General features: G+C 58.6%; 19 protein-coding genes. 11 read left to right on the top strand and 8 right to left on the bottom strand.

What is annotated here, in order from left to right; all coding sequences use genetic code 11:
• Window positions 1–246: 246 nt before the first annotated feature.
• Both EKH80_RS12845 and EKH80_RS12840 read left to right on the top strand, forming a co-directional pair.
• Window positions 247–1,728 carry an SH3 domain-containing protein gene (locus EKH80_RS12845; protein ID WP_126685158.1) on the top strand — a complete coding sequence of 494 codons (1,482 nt, stop codon included), beginning with the start codon at window positions 247–249 and terminating at the stop codon, window positions 1,726–1,728.
• A gap of 145 nt (window positions 1,729–1,873) precedes the next feature.
• A complete protein-coding gene (locus EKH80_RS12840; RefSeq protein ID WP_230473662.1) occupies window positions 1,874–3,220 on the top strand; it encodes a serine hydrolase domain-containing protein in 1,347 nt (448 codons plus the stop codon).
• A 366-nt stretch (window positions 3,221–3,586) separates the two neighbouring features.
• Here the strand turns inward: EKH80_RS12840 and EKH80_RS12835 are convergent, their stop codons facing one another.
• From EKH80_RS12835 to EKH80_RS12815, 5 genes are all read right to left on the bottom strand, one after another.
• A complete protein-coding gene (locus EKH80_RS12835) occupies window positions 3,587–4,423 on the bottom strand; it encodes an EamA family transporter (RefSeq protein WP_126685156.1) in 837 nt (278 codons plus the stop codon).
• Window positions 4,424–4,466: 43 nt separating this feature from the next.
• Window positions 4,467–5,540, bottom strand: coding sequence for an aminotransferase class I/II-fold pyridoxal phosphate-dependent enzyme (locus EKH80_RS12830; protein ID WP_158628833.1), 1,074 nt, complete (start codon window positions 5,538–5,540; stop codon window positions 4,467–4,469).
• Between the two features lie 160 nt (window positions 5,541–5,700).
• On the bottom strand, window positions 5,701–6,909 hold the full coding sequence (locus EKH80_RS12825) for a tRNA lysidine(34) synthetase (protein WP_126685154.1): 1,209 nt from the start codon (window positions 6,907–6,909) through the stop codon (window positions 5,701–5,703).
• A gap of 252 nt (window positions 6,910–7,161) precedes the next feature.
• Window positions 7,162–8,706, bottom strand: coding sequence for a DUF4910 domain-containing protein (locus EKH80_RS12820; protein ID WP_158628832.1), 1,545 nt, complete (start codon window positions 8,704–8,706; stop codon window positions 7,162–7,164).
• Window positions 8,707–8,913: 207 nt separating this feature from the next.
• Window positions 8,914–9,126 (bottom strand): hypothetical protein, encoded by a 213-nt coding sequence (locus EKH80_RS12815; RefSeq protein ID WP_126685152.1) that lies wholly within the window; start codon window positions 9,124–9,126, stop codon window positions 8,914–8,916.
• Between the two features lie 66 nt (window positions 9,127–9,192).
• Between EKH80_RS12815 and EKH80_RS12810 the strand changes: the two genes are divergently transcribed.
• From EKH80_RS12810 to EKH80_RS12790, 5 genes are all read left to right on the top strand, one after another.
• Window positions 9,193–9,495, top strand: a complete 303-nt coding sequence (locus EKH80_RS12810; protein WP_126685151.1) for a hypothetical protein — start codon at window positions 9,193–9,195, stop codon at window positions 9,493–9,495.
• 27 nt (window positions 9,496–9,522) lie between these two features.
• Window positions 9,523–10,632 carry an acyltransferase family protein gene (locus EKH80_RS12805; protein WP_126685150.1) on the top strand — a complete coding sequence of 370 codons (1,110 nt, stop codon included), beginning with the start codon at window positions 9,523–9,525 and terminating at the stop codon, window positions 10,630–10,632.
• 2 nt (window positions 10,633–10,634) lie between these two features.
• A complete protein-coding gene (gene bla, locus EKH80_RS12800; protein ID WP_126685149.1) occupies window positions 10,635–11,645 on the top strand; it encodes a class A beta-lactamase in 1,011 nt (336 codons plus the stop codon).
• A 511-nt stretch (window positions 11,646–12,156) separates the two neighbouring features.
• Entirely contained in the window at window positions 12,157–12,468 is a 312-nt protein-coding gene (locus tag EKH80_RS12795; protein ID WP_126685148.1) for a hypothetical protein, read from the top strand.
• Window positions 12,469–12,720: 252 nt separating this feature from the next.
• Window positions 12,721–14,517: a right-handed parallel beta-helix repeat-containing protein gene (locus EKH80_RS12790; protein WP_158628831.1), complete on the top strand. Its 1,797-nt coding sequence runs from the start codon at window positions 12,721–12,723 to the stop codon at window positions 14,515–14,517.
• 13 nt (window positions 14,518–14,530) lie between these two features.
• On the opposite strand, the gene EKH80_RS12785 is transcribed toward EKH80_RS12790, so the two are convergent.
• Window positions 14,531–15,427: an isocitrate lyase/PEP mutase family protein gene (locus EKH80_RS12785; RefSeq protein ID WP_126685146.1), complete on the bottom strand. Its 897-nt coding sequence runs from the start codon at window positions 15,425–15,427 to the stop codon at window positions 14,531–14,533.
• Between the two features lie 163 nt (window positions 15,428–15,590).
• Between EKH80_RS12785 and EKH80_RS12780 the strand changes: the two genes are divergently transcribed.
• Window positions 15,591–16,427, top strand: a complete 837-nt coding sequence (locus EKH80_RS12780) for a helix-turn-helix transcriptional regulator (protein ID WP_126685145.1) — start codon at window positions 15,591–15,593, stop codon at window positions 16,425–16,427.
• Between the two features lie 35 nt (window positions 16,428–16,462).
• Here EKH80_RS12780 and EKH80_RS12775 read toward each other — a convergent pair whose 3' ends face one another.
• Complete coding sequence (locus tag EKH80_RS12775) at window positions 16,463–17,278, bottom strand: transporter (protein ID WP_230473661.1); 816 nt, start codon at window positions 17,276–17,278, stop codon at window positions 16,463–16,465.
• A gap of 128 nt (window positions 17,279–17,406) precedes the next feature.
• Complete coding sequence (locus EKH80_RS12770) at window positions 17,407–18,306, bottom strand: isocitrate lyase/PEP mutase family protein (RefSeq protein WP_126685143.1); 900 nt, start codon at window positions 18,304–18,306, stop codon at window positions 17,407–17,409.
• 167 nt (window positions 18,307–18,473) lie between these two features.
• Between EKH80_RS12770 and EKH80_RS12765 the strand changes: the two genes are divergently transcribed.
• The 3 genes from EKH80_RS12765 to EKH80_RS12760 all read left to right on the top strand — a co-directional run bounded on the left by EKH80_RS12765 (window position 18,474) and on the right by EKH80_RS12760 (window position 19,904).
• Window positions 18,474–19,301, top strand: coding sequence for a helix-turn-helix transcriptional regulator (locus EKH80_RS12765; protein ID WP_126685142.1), 828 nt, complete (start codon window positions 18,474–18,476; stop codon window positions 19,299–19,301).
• 86 nt (window positions 19,302–19,387) lie between these two features.
• Complete coding sequence (locus EKH80_RS23980; RefSeq protein WP_196240389.1) at window positions 19,388–19,531, top strand: hypothetical protein; 144 nt, start codon at window positions 19,388–19,390, stop codon at window positions 19,529–19,531.
• 1 nt (window position 19,532) lies between these two features.
• Entirely contained in the window at window positions 19,533–19,904 is a 372-nt protein-coding gene (locus tag EKH80_RS12760; protein WP_126685141.1) for a hypothetical protein, read from the top strand.
• Window positions 19,905–20,024: the final 120 nt, after the last annotated feature.

The raw sequence follows: 20,024 nt of genomic DNA, 5'->3' as shown, positions 1-20,024 counted from the left end.
GCGATTATCTCGTTGGAAAATCTACTAATATCTGAAAAGTGGCCGAACCTTATCGGCTGGCCGGCGACGGCATGGAAGAGGTCGTGGCATGGGTAGGCGCCCAACGTCCGCGTTCATCCATCGCGGACGGGTTGCGGACGTCCGCGGACGGGGCGCAATCGCGCAAAGTACGGGGTTTTGTGCTGGTACGAGTCTTGCTGCGAGCAGTACAGCTTGATGGAGATGGAGAGGGGAGGTTACTTGGACATGTCAACTCGTACCGGAGCCAGGCAGGGTAATGATCTGGAGCGTCGTGCCGGCAGGAGAGACCTGGTAGTGATCAGGTCTTCGCGCAGAACCCTGCTGTCCGCGATGTTCGCAGCCGCGGCACTATGGTCTTGCTCGGCAATCGCCCAGGATGTGAGCAGTGTGGTTCCGCCTTCCGGCGTGATCGGGGTGCAGGAGCCGATGTTGTCGCCGGGCTTTTGGATCGCCCGGGCTCAGGCGCCCGAAAGTGTCCTGATGACCACGGAACAAGTCGCGGCGCGCAACCAGATAACCGCGACCCGCGATGCTGCGTTGGTCGATCTGCTCAGTCTCCCGCCGACCATGACGCGCGAAAGGGTTCTTCGTTGGATCAAGGGCGCCGCAAGTCCCTTGAGCGGGCCGTTGGTCGATGCGCAAGGTCACTCGCTTTCTCCGCAGAGCCTGGCTGAGATCCAAGCCAACATCGGGATGGACCGGATCAGTGCAAGTGAGCCGACCCGATACGGCATGGCGGTACGGAGGGCGCAATTGCACACCTATCCGACCGCCGTGCGCGCTTATGCTTCAAAGGACGCTACCGACTTCGAGAGCTTCGAGGCCGGTACGCTTTTCCCTGGCGATCCGGTGGTCATGGTTCATCCCAGCGCGGATGGGAAATGGTGGCTGGTGGTCAGCTATCAGGGGCCAGCTTGGGTTGCAACGGTGGACATTGCGCAGGGCGACGCAAGGGCGGTCTTCGGCTATGCGCAAAAGTCACCCTTCCGCGTTGTCACGGGCGACGAGCTGCGCACGGTCTTTACGCCGGAAGCCCCGGGGCTCTCCGAGCTGCAGCTCGACATGGGCACGCGTCTTCCGCTTGCGAGCGTGCCGCCCGACCAGCCTGTGAATGGTCAGGGCCCTTATGCATCTTGGGCAGTCGAGCTGCCGGTGCGAGGCGATGATGGCGCATTGAGCTTCAAACCTGCCTTGCTGCAGAAAGCACGAGACACTTCGCCGGACTATCTGCCGCTTACGCGGACCAACATCATTCGCCAGGCTTTCAAGTTCCTGGGTGAGCGCTACGGTTGGGGGCATGCCTACAACACCCGTGACTGCAGCGGCTTTACCAGCGACGTTTATCGCAGCATGGGTCTGCTATTGCCGCCCAACTCGGGTGCACAAGGAAAGAGCCCTGGCTTCGCACATCAGTTCTTCACGGCTGCGGATTCCCATGACGCACGGGTCCAAGCCATCTTGAACGCGGATGTGGGCGACCTGATTGTCGTGCCGGGGCACGTGCTGATGCTGCTTGGCAAGGTCGATGGGCAGCCCTACGTCATCCAGGACGTGCCCTTTGTCATCTTCCGAGACGGACACGGTACCGTTCACTGGACCAAGGTGAACGAAGTTTCCGTCACGCCGCTGCTTCCGCTGTTGGCCGACGGACGCCAGGGCTACGTTGATGCGATGACCAGCCTGGTGCACGTCACAGCCTTACGCTGAGCAGTCGCCTTGACCGGGAGTGGGCGTGAAAGAATGCCTATCGACACCTGCTCGCATCAATCATTATCGGCGTGCCCGCCGAGCGGGCAAACTAACACAGGGAATGACCATGGATTGCATAGGTTGCAAGTTACGAGCCGCTCTGTTGACCATCTCGCTGCTTGGCGCGACTCTCCCGGTCGCCGCATCGGAAATTTCGCAGCTTGCACCGGTTGCGGATCAAATCCTGTCTCACTCCACGCAGCAGGATGGGCCGGGTATCTCGGCACTGGTTTCCAAGGACGGCAAGGTGATCTACCGTGCCTCGCGCGGAATGGCCAGCCTGGAGCTTCATGTAGCAACGGCAGACGATGACGTCTATCGCGTTGGTTCGATCACCAAGACAGTTACGGCGGCGACCATCCTGTTGCTGAGCCAGCAAGGAAAGCTATCGCTGGCTGACCCTCTATCCCGATTCCTGCCGGACTTCCCGCATGCGTCCGACGTCACCATCGCCGAGCTGCTGAATCACACAGCCGGCATAAGCGATGCCTGGAATGTCGATCCGACCCTGAGCATGGACACCAGGACACTGGTCGGCCAGATCGCGAAACAACCGCTGGACTTCAAGCCCGGGAGCGAGTGGCGTTACAGCAATTCGGGATACATGCTGCTGGGTGCCGTCATCGAAAAGGTGACGGGGCGCCGCTGGGATGAGGTCGAACATGACCTGGTATTCGCCCCCTTTGGCATGGCCCATACGGGCTACTACCCCGACGATGCCGTGGTAAGCCATCTGGTGCAAGGCTATAGCGCCGACACGCACGGCGCTGTAGCCAGGCCGCCCTTTGTCTCCATCAATGGTCCCATGACCGCCGGAGCGCTCGCTTCAACTAGCGATGATGTACGCCGCCTGGTGGAGGGCCTCAACGATGGCAAGACGTTTCCATCCTCGCTGCTCAAGGAAATGACGACGCCCGTCAGGCTCCCGGATGGAAGCACCGCTCCTTATGGCTATGGCGTCATGCCGGATCGGTTGCGCGGTGAGCAGGCTTTTGAGCATAACGGTGGCATCGAGGGGTTTTCATCGCAATACGTGTACATGCCTGAAGAAAAAGTAACGGTGGTCGTACTCACCAACTCGGACGCCGGAAAGCCGAACGCACGCAGCATCGCGCATCAACTGGCCGCGCTGGCCATCGGCAAGCCTTACCAGCGCTTCGACGACGCAAGCCTGTCAAGGCGCGAGGTGGAAGCCCTTTTGGGAAGCTATGAAATTCAGGGGGAATCCAGGCATGTCATAACTTCCCAGAGCGGGCAGCTTTATATCCAACGGGCGCCTGGACCCAAACGACCCTTGACGCCGGCTCGTGGTGAGCTTCTTTATTATTCCGGTGACGGCACCGACTACTTTCATGTCGTGAGGTCAAAAAACGGAGAGGTCACCGCGCTGGAGTTTTATCCGGACGGCATGGGCCCTTCACGACTGGAAAAGCGCGTAGGCGCTCCATAACCGGCAGACGGGTCATCCAAGATCCGTAAGGCTCGGCCTGCGCGAAGCCACCTCGATTTGGCTATTTTTCGCGCCTGCCGTTCGCCGAGCGTACCGATAGGTTAGTTGATTCGGCCAAAGGAGGGCTTCTGCCACGTAACGCTTACGCGGCCCGAAAGTGCTGCGTGCGGTGGCGATCGCCCGGGCAAAGAGTAGCCTGTCGAACCTTGATCGGAGCGGATAAGCGCACGACGTGAACAAGTTCTCCCGTTCAAACTCCATTTGCAGCCCTTTCGAGAGTGCGGTCATGATCTCGCCATGGGGCTGGGGTCGTGTGTGTTCTTGACCCGGGCGATAGTCTTACTTTTCGGTTCTATCCCCCGGCTATCAGGCTAGCCGAAGCACCATCGCGCCCACCGCAATAATGCAGATGGCCGTGAGCCGGAGCAGCCCCAAGCTTTCTTTCAGTACCATTCCTGAAAGGACGGCTGCAAAGAGGATCGACGTCTCTCGCAAGGCCGCAACCATGGCGATCGGCGCTGTGGTCATGGCCCCTAGCACCAGAGCATAGGAAGTGGTGGTTCCGATGCCGCCGGCGAGGGCGGCCCGCCAATGGCTTGCCATGTAACGGCAATAAGCTGCTCGACGTGCGAGCAGCGCCCATGCGGCAAGCGGAATGCCGGTCAACAAGAATATCCAGAGGGTATACGCAGCCGGCGCGCCGGAGAGCTTTACGCCGATGCCGTCGACCAAAGTATAGCCAGCGATCAGCACGGCATTGAGCAACGCGAGGCCGATTCCGCGTCGACCTCCTTCAAGTTGCCGTGGCAATGCCAGGCTGAGAATGCCGATGCAGATGACCGCTATGCCCGTCCAGGCTATCGGTCGCAGCGATTCACGCAGAAAACATGCGCATGCCACGGCCACGAGCAACGGTGCGGTGCCGCGCATGAGCGGGTAGGCCTGGCTCAGGTCCGCTACACGGTAGGCCTGGGCCAGCAGAACAAAATAGCCTATCTGCAAGATCGTTGAGGAAAGGATAAATGGCCAACTCGCCCGTGCAGGAGGCGACAGAACGGGGAGGAAGAACGCAGCCAGCAGGGCAGCCGAGTTCGCAACAAGCACCATTGACAAGAGCTTGTTGCCGCCCTGCTTGATGAGCGCATTCCAACTGGCGTGAAGCAAGGCTGCGAGCATCACCCATTCGAAAACATTGAATGACATGAGGTGGATATCCCATTTCTTCGCTATGGGACTAGTGTGAGCGTCAAGACTCCACTATCTCTATGAGGTTTTTCTGTAATGCCAGCCATCTGGGCTCGCTCAGGGGGATGCTAAGACGGAAAAAAAGCCTTTGGCTTTCAATCAAACTGACCGTGCTGTGCAGCTTTCCTCTGATGCGCATCTCATTCAACTTCGTCAATGATTGCTGATCGGGTGGCAGAACGATATAGGGGAGGGCGGGGTTGTCAAAATAAAGCGTATGTACGCCACAAGAACGCAGCATGGACTTCATCAAGGGCTTTCTACCTGATATGTGTTCTCTGATAGGGGCCGCAATGTCCCCTAGTGACCACAAACGGGATGCCAGCGCCAAACTCAAACTCGACACCGCTAAAGGGGGCATCACCATTTCCAATCTATGGCTGAGATCAGAAGAGCAAAATGCAACGCCTACACGAATCGATCCCAAACTGTAAGCCTTGGAAAAGCCTCTTAGAACAATCAGGTTTTTCTCTTCGAGAACATGTTTGACCCAGCTGTTCCGCGGCGGAAGATAATTGGCGTTCGATTCGTCCACCACAACGATGGCATGGTGGTCGCTGGCCAAGCGGCAAATCGATGGTAAATCTTCCTGGAATTCCTGGATGAAGAAGCCTGGATTTTCCATGAGCCATAGATCGCTTGTGTCCAACCTTCTCGATTCAGTGAAATGGTCGACCCGAAGCCCCTTCCGAGCGATCCATGCAGGTAAATCTACATGGGTTGCGCCGAGACATAGGAGCCCCTTTCGACAAAGGGAGGAAAGGGAGTAGAGCAGGCCAGTGACACCCGCCCCGCAAAATATTTGCGTTGAATCCAGCTCTAGGCCAAAGTGTTTTTCAGCGGCCGTCCTCAAACGTTTTCGGCCGTGACCGTCATCAACCGCATAATGACGAATTGACGGAAAGTCGCCATCCCGTTCTTCAAGTAGAAGACGTTGCAACACCTCACTCAGGTTGACACCCAGTAGCTTGGTTTCATCCAGTGTCCAAGCCAAGTTCAACCATGCTCCATCCGCCGGCTCGAACGCCTTTCCATAAAGGTCGACACCCAATCGAGTATCAGTGGCAGTAGTCATGGGTGGCATACTCCGTGAGGTACGATCGTTCCAGTCGACAGTTTGGAAGCAGCTTTGGACAGCAAAGAAATGCCGCACTTGAACCGCCAGTGAAATCCCTGCAGTGTTCGACTGGCCGTGGCGCGACATGAGGGCCGCAGCATGGTGGCAAGATGAATTATTACGTCATGGGCAGACCGGATTTGATCCATTTGTTGAATTTCGCTCTGACATCGGTCGAGACAGCAAAATCCAGTTCGCCTGGAATATCGATTCCTACCGAATGGTCTGTTCTGAGTGCCTGAAGGCCGCGAAGAAAGGGCTCTACACTGCCAGGAAATTGAGACTGCAGCGTATAGGCCATCATGTAGTACAAGTTACGGCCAACCGAAAAGCAGGGGTAACGCATCGCATAGTTTTCAACTGAAAACCTTGGAAAGCACCCGTCTATGATCTTTTTGGGGCACATCCACAAAGGATAGGAAAATTTCATGCCGTCGATCCGCCGCACGGGAAACGGAAGTGGCTTCTTTCCATGGGAAACGTGCAGCAGGCTTTCCGACAGGATATCTTCCAGATTCAAGCCCGTGACGACCGATGCATCGGCTTTTTTGGCAATGGCAGTGAGTACTCTACGAATGATCAGCGTGCCAAGGAACTCGAAATCGTCACCCGGGAAGATGGATTCGTAAGTCCTGATGAGGTCTTCTTCAGCCGGCAGGCCGCAGATATGACGGACTTCATGTTCCGGTACAACCCTCAAGTGCAACTTGTATTTTTCGCATAGCGCTTGCGCACGAGGTACGCCTGCATCCCAATCCGGGATGCTCTTCATGATGACCGGTCGAATATCGATGGGAAAATCCTTGAAGCTGGTCAAGCCAAGCAGCAAGGAGTTGCTATCTCCACCGCCGGATACACCTACCACGAGTCTTTCGTGAGGCGAAATGTTTGCCTGGACGAAATCATGCACGTTGCGGCATATGATTTCCTGGCATTCCGCCTGGGACAATCCCTTCATGACATTCTTGATCGTGCCGGCGTCATTGTTCACGTTCTGAAAAATGAAACTGCATACTTCCGAGCCGCCGCTTGCCCGGGCCTTGTCGTATTCAAGGATATTGAACATCTGCGGATTGATGTTTCGATTGAAATGGGCCTCCAGATGGCTTGCGCCCCGTAGTTCGTCAAAATTTACGTCCAGACTACTGAGCGAAAAGCCCTGTTCTGCATTCTGAAAGCCAAATATGGAAACGGCGCTCCAGGGAATGCGTGAGCGTACGAGCAGCTCCAGCAGCGTTTCGCGGCCGCTTAGTGGGGTAAGTACGAGCTTTCCGTGTGCGGTAACGACATGTAAGCATGGCAGTGAACTGATTGATTGGACGTTCATGGCTACCTCGCGTCTGGGGGAGTCGATTGACCACTGTGAGGGCATGGTCGAGTTGCGCGGCCATCTTCAGGAGTCGTGCCGGTGTTGGAAGGTTCAAGCTCCGTTTGGCTTGATGGGTATTGCGCATGCGGCACGGTAAATCGCTTGAACTCTTTGCAGCTTTATGCCTGTTTCGATCGATGATTGGACCCGTTTCGAATGGTCCAGCATCAAGTGATGCCATCCACCGATAAACAGCCAAATTCGTACGCTTCAGATCAATCTTGTGGGTGTGACATCGGCAATTTTTTTTACATAGCGCTCCATGGTGGTGCGGTCTGTATCTGGAAAGACATCGATGATCTTCTCCATGATCGTCTTGATGGAAGTTTCTCTTTGAAAAAGCAGCCAGATGTACTGCAGATCGCGAAAGGTCGTTTTGCGTGACGCGAAATTGTTCTCCACGAATTGGCGATCTTCCTCATTTAGCATGGGCAGTAATCTGCGAATGTTGAAAGGCGCTTGGTAGGTTTTGTTCGCTAGCGTGCAAGAAGCAGGTGGCGGATCATGCGATGACGCTTCTTCGTGTAGATATTGTGTGATCAGCGCTACAAGCCAGCGCAACTGCGGCAATGATAGGTTGTCGATCCGATCAAGGTCGGTATGGTTGTAGGGATCCGAAGATTGTCCAAATTGAACCGCGGGAACGTTTATGCCATGGGATGCGAATAGTGCGTGATCGGAGTAGCCAACAAAAGGGATGGTTGTGCATGTCTGCGGCGACAGGGCGATAGCATTGGCTTCAATGAGTTGCCGAAGTCTCACTTGTTGAGGGGCGGACATGAAATTCGGCGCAAGTTCCAGTTCCAGCTTGGCGCCGGTAGCGCCGATGTCACCGCCCACAGTGTCGATATTGATGACGAAACAAGGTTTTTTGGAGATCGTCGACAGATAAGCCGCCATCCCAACGAACTCCGGCGACAACAAGATCCTTATGCTGGGGAAATGGAAGCCATCGGCTTGTAAAAGGCACAGCATGCGATAAATTTCAATCGCTACGGCCACTCCTGATGCGTTGTCATTGGCGGACGGCCTCGGGTGGCATACATGGGCGGTCAGCCAATACTCTCTCGGATCATCACTGTCCAGGCTTAGCTCAACGACGGGCATCCAGCCGGTTTGCCTGGCGTCGATATCAACATTAAAAACTACCTTCGCGTTCTCCAGGCCAAGCTCCAGTTGCCGCATTTCACTCGGTAGCAAGCTCAGGGCAAATATTTTCGAATCGGGAGGGAGCTCGATTCGACCGCGGGCTTGCTTGCCTCCCACTGATTTGCTGAAGCATGAGGTGGCGATTCCAGTGGCATGTGAATCGACGGCTTTGGCGATCACCTTTGAGAAATCCGTCCTGGTTCCTGCGTAAAGCACTACCCTTCCTTCAAAATTTTGATGTGATTTGAAGTCAACCAGATTTGCTCTTCCGTGATGGGCAGCCGAATGGGTTGCGATAAGCATGGGGTTGTTTTGCTGGGTCAATGTCAGTAGTTCTTCAGGCCCGTATAGGCTCACTCGTGCACTGGATAGCGTCCACATCGGTGGAAGGTCGAATCCCAAGCATTGCGTGCGCCTGTCCAGCGGAAACTTGATGATGCGCGCGCTGCAGCGCACATTTCTTTGGGTAACCATGGCCAGCAGCACATGGCAAGCTTCACCAATCGTCACCGAGCCTTGGTGTCGATCGATGTCCTGCAGCACATTGATGATCGATTCGATGTTCTCGACATCGACCAGTTCGGTTATGGATGGGAGAGTTTGCATGATGTCAGGAAGTCCATCGGCAGCATCCTTTCGCATTGCTTGAAGGCAAACGATAGGCGCGACGTGCTTGTTTGACGTCGATTCGCTTTATCGCTGCATTGGAAAGTTCGGCAATCTGCCTGATCTAGGCGATTTCCGCCGCCGCAAACACGATGTTTGCGCGCGGCGGTCGAGGCCGGGCAACAGACCCGCTACGCTGCAGGATATTCAAAAGGCGCCAATGGCACCGCTGGCGCCACAAAGCCCTTCCAGCGAAAATTTCGAGGCGGGAACGGGGCGGGCCGACGTGCGTGCCTTATCCAGCTCAGGAGCAGAAGCCGTAATCCACTGCTTTACAGCACTTCGATCGATCATTTCAGTGGTTTTTAGTTGATAGTTGGAAAGGGAGGAGGCTGGGTGCTTCAGCTTTGACGTATCCATGGTGTCGCTCCTTGGTAATGCAGACCTGTCGTCCGCGAAAACGTCTGGCACGGATTGAGCGTTTTTATGCTCAAATTTTTGAGGCGCGTCCAAATCTTCTTCTTACCCATTGAAGAGGAGATTGTTGAGCGCAAGGCGAATGGGGTGCCGTTCCATTTCTTGATACTGTTTCCCTGTTTCCAGCTCGGCGCATCGATTGTCAATCGTGGAGGCTTACGTATCGGCTTTTACCTACGACGAAACGTGATCTCCTTCTCGTTTGGGTCGCATTTCCAGTGGAAGGTTCGTGGCCTTGACCTGGCACGCCGAACCTGCCTCGAATTGGCCATCTTTCGCGCCTGCCTTTCGCCGATCGGATCGATAGGATGATCGTTTCGCCCAAGGAAGGCTGCTGCCATGCAACGTTTACGCGGTCTGGATCTGCTGCGCGCGGTGGCAATCGTCTGGGTGATGCTGTTCCACTCGTGGACGGTCGGCGGGCTGAGCGAGTCTTTCCGGTTTTTACAGGACACGGGCTGGATGGGCGTGGACCTGTTCTTCGTCCTGAGTGGCTATCTGATCGGCGGACAACTATTGCGGCCGCTCAGCGAAGGCAAGCCGCTGCAAATTGGCGAGTTCTATCTGCGGCGCTGCTTTCGCATCCTGCCGGCCTACCTGGTGGTGCTCGGGCTCTACTTCCTGCTGCCAGGCTTCAATCGCGAAGGCGGTTTATCGCCCCTGTGGCAATACCTCAGCTATACGGTCAATCTTTTCGTCGATTACGCCGCGCATCCCGGCTTTTCTCATGTCTGGTCGCTGTGCGTGGAAGAGCACTTCTACCTGCTGTTCCCCTTGATGGCCTGGTTCCTCGTACGGCGCGGGTCACCCGGCTTGGTCATCACGCTGGCCTTGGGGGTGCTGGCAAGCGGCATGCTGCTGCGTGGCCTGCTCTGGTATCACAGCCAGGACCGCTACCTGGAGGTGATCTACTACCCCACCTACAACCGCCTCGACGGACTGCTGGCCGGGGTGTTGCTAGCGGCGGTCGAGCTCTATCGGCCGCTTTTCTGGTCAGCATGCCTGCGCCGCGCGAATACGTTGCTGCTCCCGCTAGGCATCGCGTTGTTGCTTTCGGCCATCCTCATCTTTCGTGACAAGACCAGCCATTTCGCCGTGGTTGCCGGCTATCCGGTGCTGGCGTTGGCGATGGCTCTGCTGGTCTGGGCCGGAACCCATCCTTCAGGGCTGCTCGCAAAGCTCTGCGTGCCGGGCGTTCGGTGGCTGGCGATCACTTCCTACAGCCTGTATCTCATCCACAAGGCCGCCTTCAAGTGGGTGGAGCACGGGCTTCCGGTTTGGACCCAGGGACATGACTATCTGAGGTTTGCCGCATACACGGTCGTGGCACTGGCCGCCGGAGCGGCGCTGCATCATGCGGTTGAACGTCCGTTTCTGGTACTGCGCGACCGTGCCATGGTTGCTCACCCAAAGACGGCGGGCTCGAACGAACTTGTCAGTGGAGGATAAGCATGATCAACCGATATCGGGGTATGGCGGGCGCGGTTTTGATGTCGCTGATCGGGGCGTCAGGGCCGGCTTGGGCTTCTTCCGACGATCACGGCGCGATGGAAAAAAAGCAGCTCCAGCATGCCTTGCTCAACCTTGCGCAACGCGCCCGACCTGGCCTTCTCGGCATCACTGTGCTTGATCTGGATACCGGCGTGCAGGTGCGGATCAATGCCGATCGTGCCTATCCCATGATGAGCGTATTCAAGGCACCTGCCGCGGCAGCAGTACTTGCGCTGGTAGACGCCGGGAAGCTTTCGCTGGATCAAACGGTGACGTTGACTCGTGCCGACGTTGTGGACGGCTCCGCGATTCCTTCCATCGGGGCCCACTTTCGCGGCGACAGCATGGCATTCACGCTGGCGCAGCTGCTGACTGCGGCGGTCAGCGAAAGCGATAACACGGCTGCGGATGCTCTCGTGCGGTTGGCGGGCGGGCCCAGGGCTGTTACCGGCTATCTGCTGGCGCATGGCATTGACGGCCTGCACGTCGATCTGGACGAGGCAGGTATCGACCGAATCTTCGAGGGCGCCGATCACGGCGATCGCCCGTCTGCCCACGAAACTGAACAGCAAAGGCTGGAGCGCCGTCGCCGCGGCTATCGCGCCTACCTGAGCGATTCGCGCAATCGCACCACGCCGGATGCCGCGGCCGATTTCCTGAACAAGCTCTGGAAAGGCCAGCTGTTGTCGCCTAGCTCGACCCGGCGCTTGCTACAGCTAATGTATGCCCAAACAACGCCCAGCCGCCTACGGGCGGGCCTGCCTGAAGGCGTGCGCCTGGCCGACAAATGCGGAACCTCTGCTTCTCTGGAAGGAGAGACGGCCGCCTATAACGACATAGGCATCATGACCTGGCCGGACGGCCATACGGTTATCGTCGCCGCCTTCTTGACCGCCTCCCACATGGACCGGGCGGGGAGGGACGCCGTATACGTCGATATAGCTCAAAGCATTGTCCAGGCGGTCAAGTGATAACAGCAGGCCCAAGCCAGTTGCCACCCCTCCTGGCAGGAATGCTTCAAAACTGCCGGGCGATTCCGGCCTGTTCAGGAATGTGAAAGCGCGCCTGGCGACCAGGGGTCGCCGGGGTGACGATAATCGTCTTAATTCATTCGAAATGGGTCATCTTTGAATAAGCCGAAAGCTATTCAGGCGGATTTGGCAGCGCATTCGCAGTCTGTCATCGTGCTTGTTAAGCCGGTAATGCCACGCATGAGTGTTAATTTTTGTCTCGCTAATGGACTGTTTTAAGGCAAAAGTGAAGATAATGTTTTATTGCTGATCCTATTAAGCTAACAAATGGGCCTTCCATTTGGCGCAATCCCATAAATTGTGATCAGGCTCTCATTCGACATATCCCGCGTGGCGTGCTCGATGCAGCACCTATGTCATGAGAAACCTAATCGACCTGAAAACTGCGAATAGACGCATTCATCAGCGAGCGATATCTCACGCGTTGATGTCATGCGCAGGAATCGGCCTTTTGGCTGCCACGCTTTCGTGTCTGTCGTTTGGCGTGAAAGCGCAAACGGGAACGATCACGTTTGTGGGTGCCATTGTAGCGCCCACTTGCCAGGCTCCAACGGATACATCACCCGCGGCAACTGTTCACTACGTTACGACCGATCAATCCTGCGGGTCGCAGAAGGATAAATCGGTACGCACCTATCAACTCACCGCGCAACCCATTCAGGCCGATTCCAACGACAAGGTGCTGAAGTACTTTTTCAATTACGTCGCAGGCGCGGATAACCATGCCCAACAACCTGTGTTGATGACGCTTCAGTACGATTAGCGCATTTATAGCTTCATAAGTAGTTGCGTGCCGTTCTATCGCCGAAACAATGAGCCCTGGCGTTACATGCATGCTGCCTGACGCGCGGTAGGACTTTGCGTGCGGGGGGATCAAGACGCGGCCGGGCAACGATCGGGCGATCTTGCGAAAACCATCGCATTCTTGCGACGAGTACCTGCGCCATAGTGCGCCGGCTGTCCCGCCTCCCCGTCGCCCATGGCGACCTTCCTCTTTTGTAAGGATACGGAAAGTATGAGCACGCTCCCCAAGATGCGCATGACTGCACTGGCCGTGTTGATGGCCTCCACGTTCTTCGCGACAGCGTCTGTCTCGGCGGCAGTTACGGTCGCCGTATCGCCCTCGCAAGTATCGCTGCCCGCCAATGGCACGCAGCAATTTGCTGCCACGGTGTCCGGCAGCAGTGATCAAAACGTAACGTGGCTGGTCAACGGCGTGCCTGGTGGCGCGCCGAGCCTGGGTACGATTTCCTCCAGCGGTCTGTACACGGCGCCCGCGGGTGCTTCGTCATCGTTCACCGCTACGGTGACAGCGCAGGCTGAGGCGTCAGCGCTCGCTACCAGCGGAGCATCGGTGGCGGTGGCGGCGTCTACCTATATCGGCCCGGTGTATTACGTTTCGACATCCGGCAACGACAGCGCCAACGGCAGTGCGAGTGCGCCATGGCGGACCATCCAGTACGCAATGAATTCGGTACCCGCCGGCGCTACGGTGCAAGTGGCTGGCGGCACGTACCACGAACTGGTGACCATTACCCATTCCGGCTCGGCTACCGCCGGCTATATCACCTTGACGTCCGCGCCGGGCCAGACGGCCACCCTGGACGGCACCGGCCTTGGCATACCGCAAGGACAGCAGGGTTCGGTCACCCTGCAAAATGTCAGCTACGTACGGGTGATCGGCCTGCAATTGCAGAACTACACGTCGAACTCATCAAGCCTGGTGCCGCTGGGCCTTTTCGTCGCGGGTTCGGGTGACCACATCGAGATCCGCAACAACCATATTCACAACATCGTTACCACGGTGACGACCTCACAGGGTGACGCGTTTGGCCTGGCGGTCTACGGCACCGCGACGACGCCGATCAGCAACCTCATCATCGACGGCAACGAGCTGGACCATCTCACCCTCGGCTACAGCGAATCGCTGTCGGTGAACGGCAACGTGCAGAATTGGCAGGTGACCAACAACCGCGTGCACGACAATAACAATATCGGCATCGTCGCGATCGGCTTCGAAGGTACGGCGCCCACGACCAGCCTGGATCAGGCGCGCAATGGTTGGATCGCCGGCAACACGGTCTACAACATCAGCTCCACCACCAATCCGGCCTATAACAACCAGCCGAGCGCCGACGGTATTTATGTCGATGGCGGCACGCATATCACCATCGAGCAGAACAACGTGCAGGCCGCCGACCTGGGGATAGAGCTGGCCAGCGAGCACTTCGGACGCGTCACCAGCTATGTCACGGCCCGCAACAACCTGGTGCTCTACAGCAATGTCACCGGTATCTCCATTGGCGGTTATGGCTCGTCGGTAGGTGGCACGGACCATTGCACCATCGTCAACAATACGCTGTTCGAGAACGACACCACGCTGTCCGGCAGTGGCGAATTCCAGGTGCAATACCATGCCAGCAACAACCTGTTCGCCAATAATGTCTTGTATGCCAATGGCCAGGGGCTGCTGGTGAACAGCCCCCTCTCATCGTCAACGACACCCGTGACGCTGGAAAATGATCTGTTCTATACGAGCGACAGCGGTGCGTCCGCGTATTGGGTGTGGAACAACGTCTCGTATACGGGCTTGAGCGACTTCCAGCAGGCGAGCCAGAGTGAAGCCAATGGCTTGCTGGCCGATCCCTCGTTCAACAACACGGCCACGCCTGATTTGCGGCTCTCGGCCGCGTCGCCCGGTATCGGCAGTGGCGTGAACCTCGGCCTGGCTATCGAGGGAGCCTATGATTATGCAGGCTCACCGCGCTCCGTCGGCGCTGGGGTGATTGATCGGGGCGCGTATCAGCAGTGACGAGGCCTGATGCTTAGGCGCTTGTCGTGGGGAGCAGTGACGACGCTTCGTCACTGCTCTTTTCCTGCGGATCGGCTCGGAACAAGCTGCTGGCTTGCGATACCGTGAGCATCCGGCTGGCCATTGTTTCGGAACGGCCTTCGGCTAGCGCTTCTCTCGCAATGCGATCCAGGTGCGCCAAGCTTGCTTGGGCGGTGCCACAACCCAAGCTGATTCGTCGCACACCCAGCGCCTTGAGTGCGGTCGAGTGGTGTGCCCCTGCATAGCCCGCGTAAATATTCAGCGGTACGGGCAGCAGTTCGGCCAGCTTCGCGATTTGGCCCAGGTCAACCAGGCCAGGCACGAAGATGCCGCTGGCGCCGGCCTCGATATAGCCGAATGCACGCTTGTACGTTTCCTCGAAACGCGCCTTCGCATCGAGACCGGGAGCGAAATAGGTATCGATACGCGCATTGATGAAAAGCGGCAGTTCATGCCGCCGTGCCACTGAGCGAGCGCCTGCGATGCGTTCTCTGAGCACGCCTGGAGAAGCTAGCGTTTGGGTGTCGTGCACCACGCCATCTTCAATGTTGATGCCGACGACACCGCAGCGTATCAGGGCATCCACCAACTCGCAGGTTTCCTGCGCGTCGCGGCCGTAGCCCTGCTCGATATCCACGCTCACTGGCACGCTCACAACGCGGCAAATACGGTGGCAAGTAGCCAGCAACTCTTGCACCGTCATCTGCTGGCCGCCGGAATAGCCCAGCCCCCACGCCATGCCGTCGCTGGTCGTGGCGATGGCTTTGGCGCCGGCGCTTTCGATGATTCGCGCGCTGGCGGCATCCCAGGCGTTGGGTAGCACCAGCGGATCGGGGCCGGCATGCAGTTGCTGAAAATATTCGGCGCGACTTCTTTGATCTGGATTCATGCTCTTGGCCCGGATGAACGCCCGTAACTCGGGCGGGCAGATCAGACCATGGCCCGCGGCCCCGGTGCTATCAAAATCTTTAGGTGCTGCCGCACAAGCCCGTTCGCCCTGAGCCTGCTAAGCTCGCGTCCCCCTCGAAGGCGCGCCCGCCGGCGCAATCGTCATGTCAGACCTTACCGTCAAGACCTTGTTGTCGACACCTTCGTTGACGCTGCGGAATGTGCGTTGCACGGGTATCTGCCGCCATCGCAGTGCCGAAGAGTGTGTCTCGGCGACGCAGCTGAACTTTCCCTACCGCGGTCTTTACCTTCGGCACCTGGGCAACGATCGGGCGGTGGCGGATGCCAATCACGTTATGTTCTTCAATGCCCAGGAGGGGTATCAGGTCAGTCATCCCGTGGAAGGCGGGGACGACTGCCTGTCACTGGACCTGGATCAAGGGCTCCTCGGTGAACTGGCGCCGAAGGCGCTTTTGCAGACGAGCGCCGACATCGCTTTCCGTGCGCAATCGCAACGCATCGACGCTCGCTCGCAGGCTCTGGTTGCGCTGCTGCATCATGGGCTGGAGCACGGCACGATCGAGCCGCTGGAGGCGGAAGCTTTGGCGCTCACCCTGGTCAGTCGCAGCCTGGGGCCGCGTACAGCCAGGCCTTTGACGGCCACGCCTGCGCGCCGGCGCCTCGCCGATCGCGTGAAGATTCTTTTGGCCGGCGATCTGTCGCGACGCTGGGCACTGGCCGAGATCGGCAAAGAGATCGGCAGTTCACCTGCCTACCTGACCCAGGTGTTCCGGCAAGTAGAAGGCATGCCGCTCTATCGCTATCAACTGCAACTACGTTTGGCGCGTGCACTAGACCTCATCAAACGCTATGACGACCTGTCCGCGCTGGCCGCTGAACTGGGTTTTTCCAGTCATAGCCATTTCACCAGCGCTTTCCGGCAGGCCTTCGGCCGCTCACCTAGCGACTTCCGCCGTGTAACGACGGCAAAAGCCAACTGAAGGATTCGACAGCGCACATCTTAAGTTGGCGATGGCTAATGCACGTAGTTCAACGCGATCGCCGGCGTGAACGTGGTCGCGCTGTTGTGCCCGCCGGTAAAGACACGGACGCCGACTAATACGCCAAGGTTGTTGCGCCAGTTGTACTCGACGGCAGGCGCGAATCCAAAATAGGCACTTGAGCCCGAGCGATTGGCCACACGCATGGAATCTGCTACGCCATTCATGCGAGTGCCTTCCGCGTAGTGATACACCAGATCGAAAGCTAGTACCCAGCGCTGCGTCATGCTGTATTCCCATGCGGCGTTGATGTTGAAGGCCCGGCCCGGCTTGGCGTAACCATGGAAGCCGCCGGGCGTGCCGTAGATGCTGATGCCGTCGACTTCTGTTCGGTGGGAGAAAGAGCCGCCCGCATTGAGCCGCATGCGCACGATGCGCCCATTCGGCATCCAGAAATAGGTTTGCGTATTCAACTGCACCGTAGTGGTGTATGCGCCATCACCCTGGGCATCCACCATGGGGTTGCGGAGTCGGTCGTAGCGACCCGTCGGCAGGGATTCCTGCACCATCAAAGCCATGGCTGGTATGGCGCTATCTTCCCGGAACGGGGTCAAGCTGTACTGCGCCAGGATGCTAACGTCGCCAGTCTCCACTCCAGCACTGCTCGATCCATTCGCCGCGCGGGTGTAGCCGAAGGTGGGAATCAAACCGGCCATCAGCCGGTTCGTGATGCCATATTCCATGTAGGTCAAGGAACCGAAGTTGTCGGCCTGCGGGGAACGTACGTCGTAGAGATAGGGTTCGATCAGGAAGTGGCCTTTCGGCAGGGCAGCCGCCGAATTGGCCATCATCGGCCCGGTCCACCATGCATCGCCGAGGGATTGCCGATCTACGTCCGAGGCTGATGTCTCGCTGCACGCGGCGTAAGCCGAAGTTGCAAGCAAGGCCAGCCCAACTCGCGACAGCGCCCTCCTGCATGTCATCGACGATGCGCTCCTGCACTGGCTTCGGCATAAGACCCTGTGCCGGCCCGGCTATCTGCGAGAGCGAACAAGCCATTGGCTTGCGCGGTCGTCAGCATGGCGCCGGCCATCGTGTCGTAGCGACCTTCGCTGAGGGCTTCTGCCGCCATATTCGCCAGATGCGCGAGCGTGGCCTGCATGGGGCCGCAGCCCAGGCTGATCCGCCGTACCCCTAGCGCGTGAAGCGTTTGCGCCTCGGTCGCACCGGGATAGCCGGCATAGATGTTGAGCGGTACGGGCAGCGATCCGGCCAGCGTGGCGATTTCCCGCGGATCGGCCAGGCCGGGCACAAAGATGCCATCGGCTCCCGCATCGATGTAAGCGAGTGCCCGCGCTCGCGTTTCCTCGGGCCGGACCGCTGCCTCCAGGCCTGTGCTGCAGTACGTGTCAATGCGTGCATTGATGAACAACCGTAGATCGTGGCGCCGTGCGACTGTCCGCGCACAAGCGATGCGTTCGCACAGCACGGAAGGGTGCGCCAGCGTTTGCGTGCCTGGAACGGTGCCATCCTCGATATTGATGCCCACCACGCCAAGCTGGAGCAGGGCGTCGATCAGGTCGCCGGTATCCTGCGCTTCACGCCCGTAGCCGCGTTCGATGTCCACACTGACCGGCGCCGCGACGGCATGGCAAATCCGCCTGCAAGCGGCCAGCAGCTCGTGCACGGGCATCTGCTCGCCATCGGGGTAGCCCAGCGACCACGCCATCCCGGCGCTGGTGGTGGCAATGGCCTTGGCGCCGGCATTTTCGATCACCCGCGCGCTGGCAACGTCCCACGCATTGGGCAGCATCAGCGGCGCCGGGCCGGCATGCAGCTGATGAAAGTATTCGGCGCGGTCTTTTTGTTCACGGTTCATGCTCTTGGCCTGTCTCATGCCCGTCGGCCGGGCAGGTAAAGCAGACCATTGGGGTCCCCTATCGCGCTGTCAGAATCTTTAGCCATTGCGGAGTCGGCACAGGCCGGATCCGCGCGAGCTTGCTAAGCTCAGGCTCTCCTTATTGGAGGACGCAAAGTCCTGCCGATATGTCAGTGCTCAGCTCCAAAGTGCTGCTGTCGACGGAGTCGTTGACGCTGCGAAACGTCCGCTGCACCGGCACATGCCGCCATCGCAGTGAGGAGGAGTGCGCATCCGCCACGCAGCTGGTGTTTCCCTACCGCGGGCTTTACCTGCGCCATCTGGGGCAGGATCAGGCGGTGGCGGACGCCAACCATGTATTGTTCTTCAATGCGCAGGAGGGATACCGGGTCAGCCATCCGCTGGATGGCGGCGATGCCTGCCTGTCCTTGCACCTGGACCAGGCAGCGCTGGCGGAGCTGGCGCCGAAAGAGCTATTGCAGGCGAATGCCGGTGTGGCTTTCCGTGCGCAGTCGCACCGGATTGATGCACGTGCGCAAGCCTTGGTGGCGCTGCTGCGGCATAGCCTGGAGACGGGCCGGATCGAGCCGTTGGAGGCGGAGGCGCTGGTGCTTACCCTGGTTTGCCGAAGCCTGGGGCCGCGTACGTCGCAGCAACCAGCCTCCACTCACGCGCGCCGCCGGCTTGCCGATCGCGTGAAAGTGCTACTGACCGGCGATCTTTCCCGGCGCTGGACGCTGGCCGAGATCGGCCAGGAAATCGGCAGCTCGCCGGTCTATCTCACCCAAGTATTCCGGCAGGTCGAGGATATGCCCCTGTACCGCTATCAGTTGCAATTGCGTCTGGCGCGCTCGCTCGATCTCATCAAGCACTACGACGACTTGTCGGCCCTGGCGGCGGAACTGGGTTTTTCGAGCCACAGCCATTTCGCCAACGCATTCCGGCAAGCCTACGGCCGTTCGCCGACCGACTTTCGCCGGTCAGCGCAGCCCTGAAACGACTAAAGAATTCGACAGCCTACCGGCGCGTGGAATGGTTTCCTATGCCCACCCGCTTACGGGTAGACAGCAGGAGACATCCCATGCAAGAGAAAACCTGCGCCGCGTGCGACTGCGCGCTGGACGATACGGCGATCCAGGTCACCATCGGCGGTCGCGCGGTGGAAGTGTGCTGCGAGGAATGCGCGCAAAAACTCGGCGAAGCCCAAGTCCAGGGAAGCGCGTGAGATGCTCGCTGGCCCTCGCATTGTCATTGCATTGGGCATGCTTGGCGCCTTCCGGCTCGCGTCCGGCGCCGTCACGGTTACGGCGCCGGACACAGTGGCCACACGGGTGCAGACCCTGTTGCATGCCAACTACGTGGGGCGGCAGAAGCTCGCTGTGGTCGATCGCGTAATCACGCTCGAAAAGCGCCTGGGCGCCTATCGTGCCGCGAAGACGAAGGAGCAGCTCGTCCTTCGCCTCAATGCCGACTTGTGGGTGGCGACCAGGGATCGGCGCATAAGCGTGCATGAGCAATCCGAGCTGGCCCCCGCCGGTATCCGGCCAGTCGTCCTCGGCCAGGATCTTCAGCTCTACATACCCGAAGGCAGGCCCTGACGCGAATCGTGATGCGAGCAGGCGGGCGGGAGTACTTCCGGCACACGGAACGGGTTCCGCGTGGGCGCATGCTGAGGGTGGCGAGCTCTCCGGCGCTGATACCACACCCGGCTGCCGCGC

Origin of the sequence: Dyella choica, assembly GCF_003977665.1 — a bacterium.
Classification (GTDB): domain Bacteria; phylum Pseudomonadota; class Gammaproteobacteria; order Xanthomonadales; family Rhodanobacteraceae; genus Dyella_B; species Dyella_B choica.
This window is presented reverse-complemented; position numbering and strand designations above follow the sequence as displayed.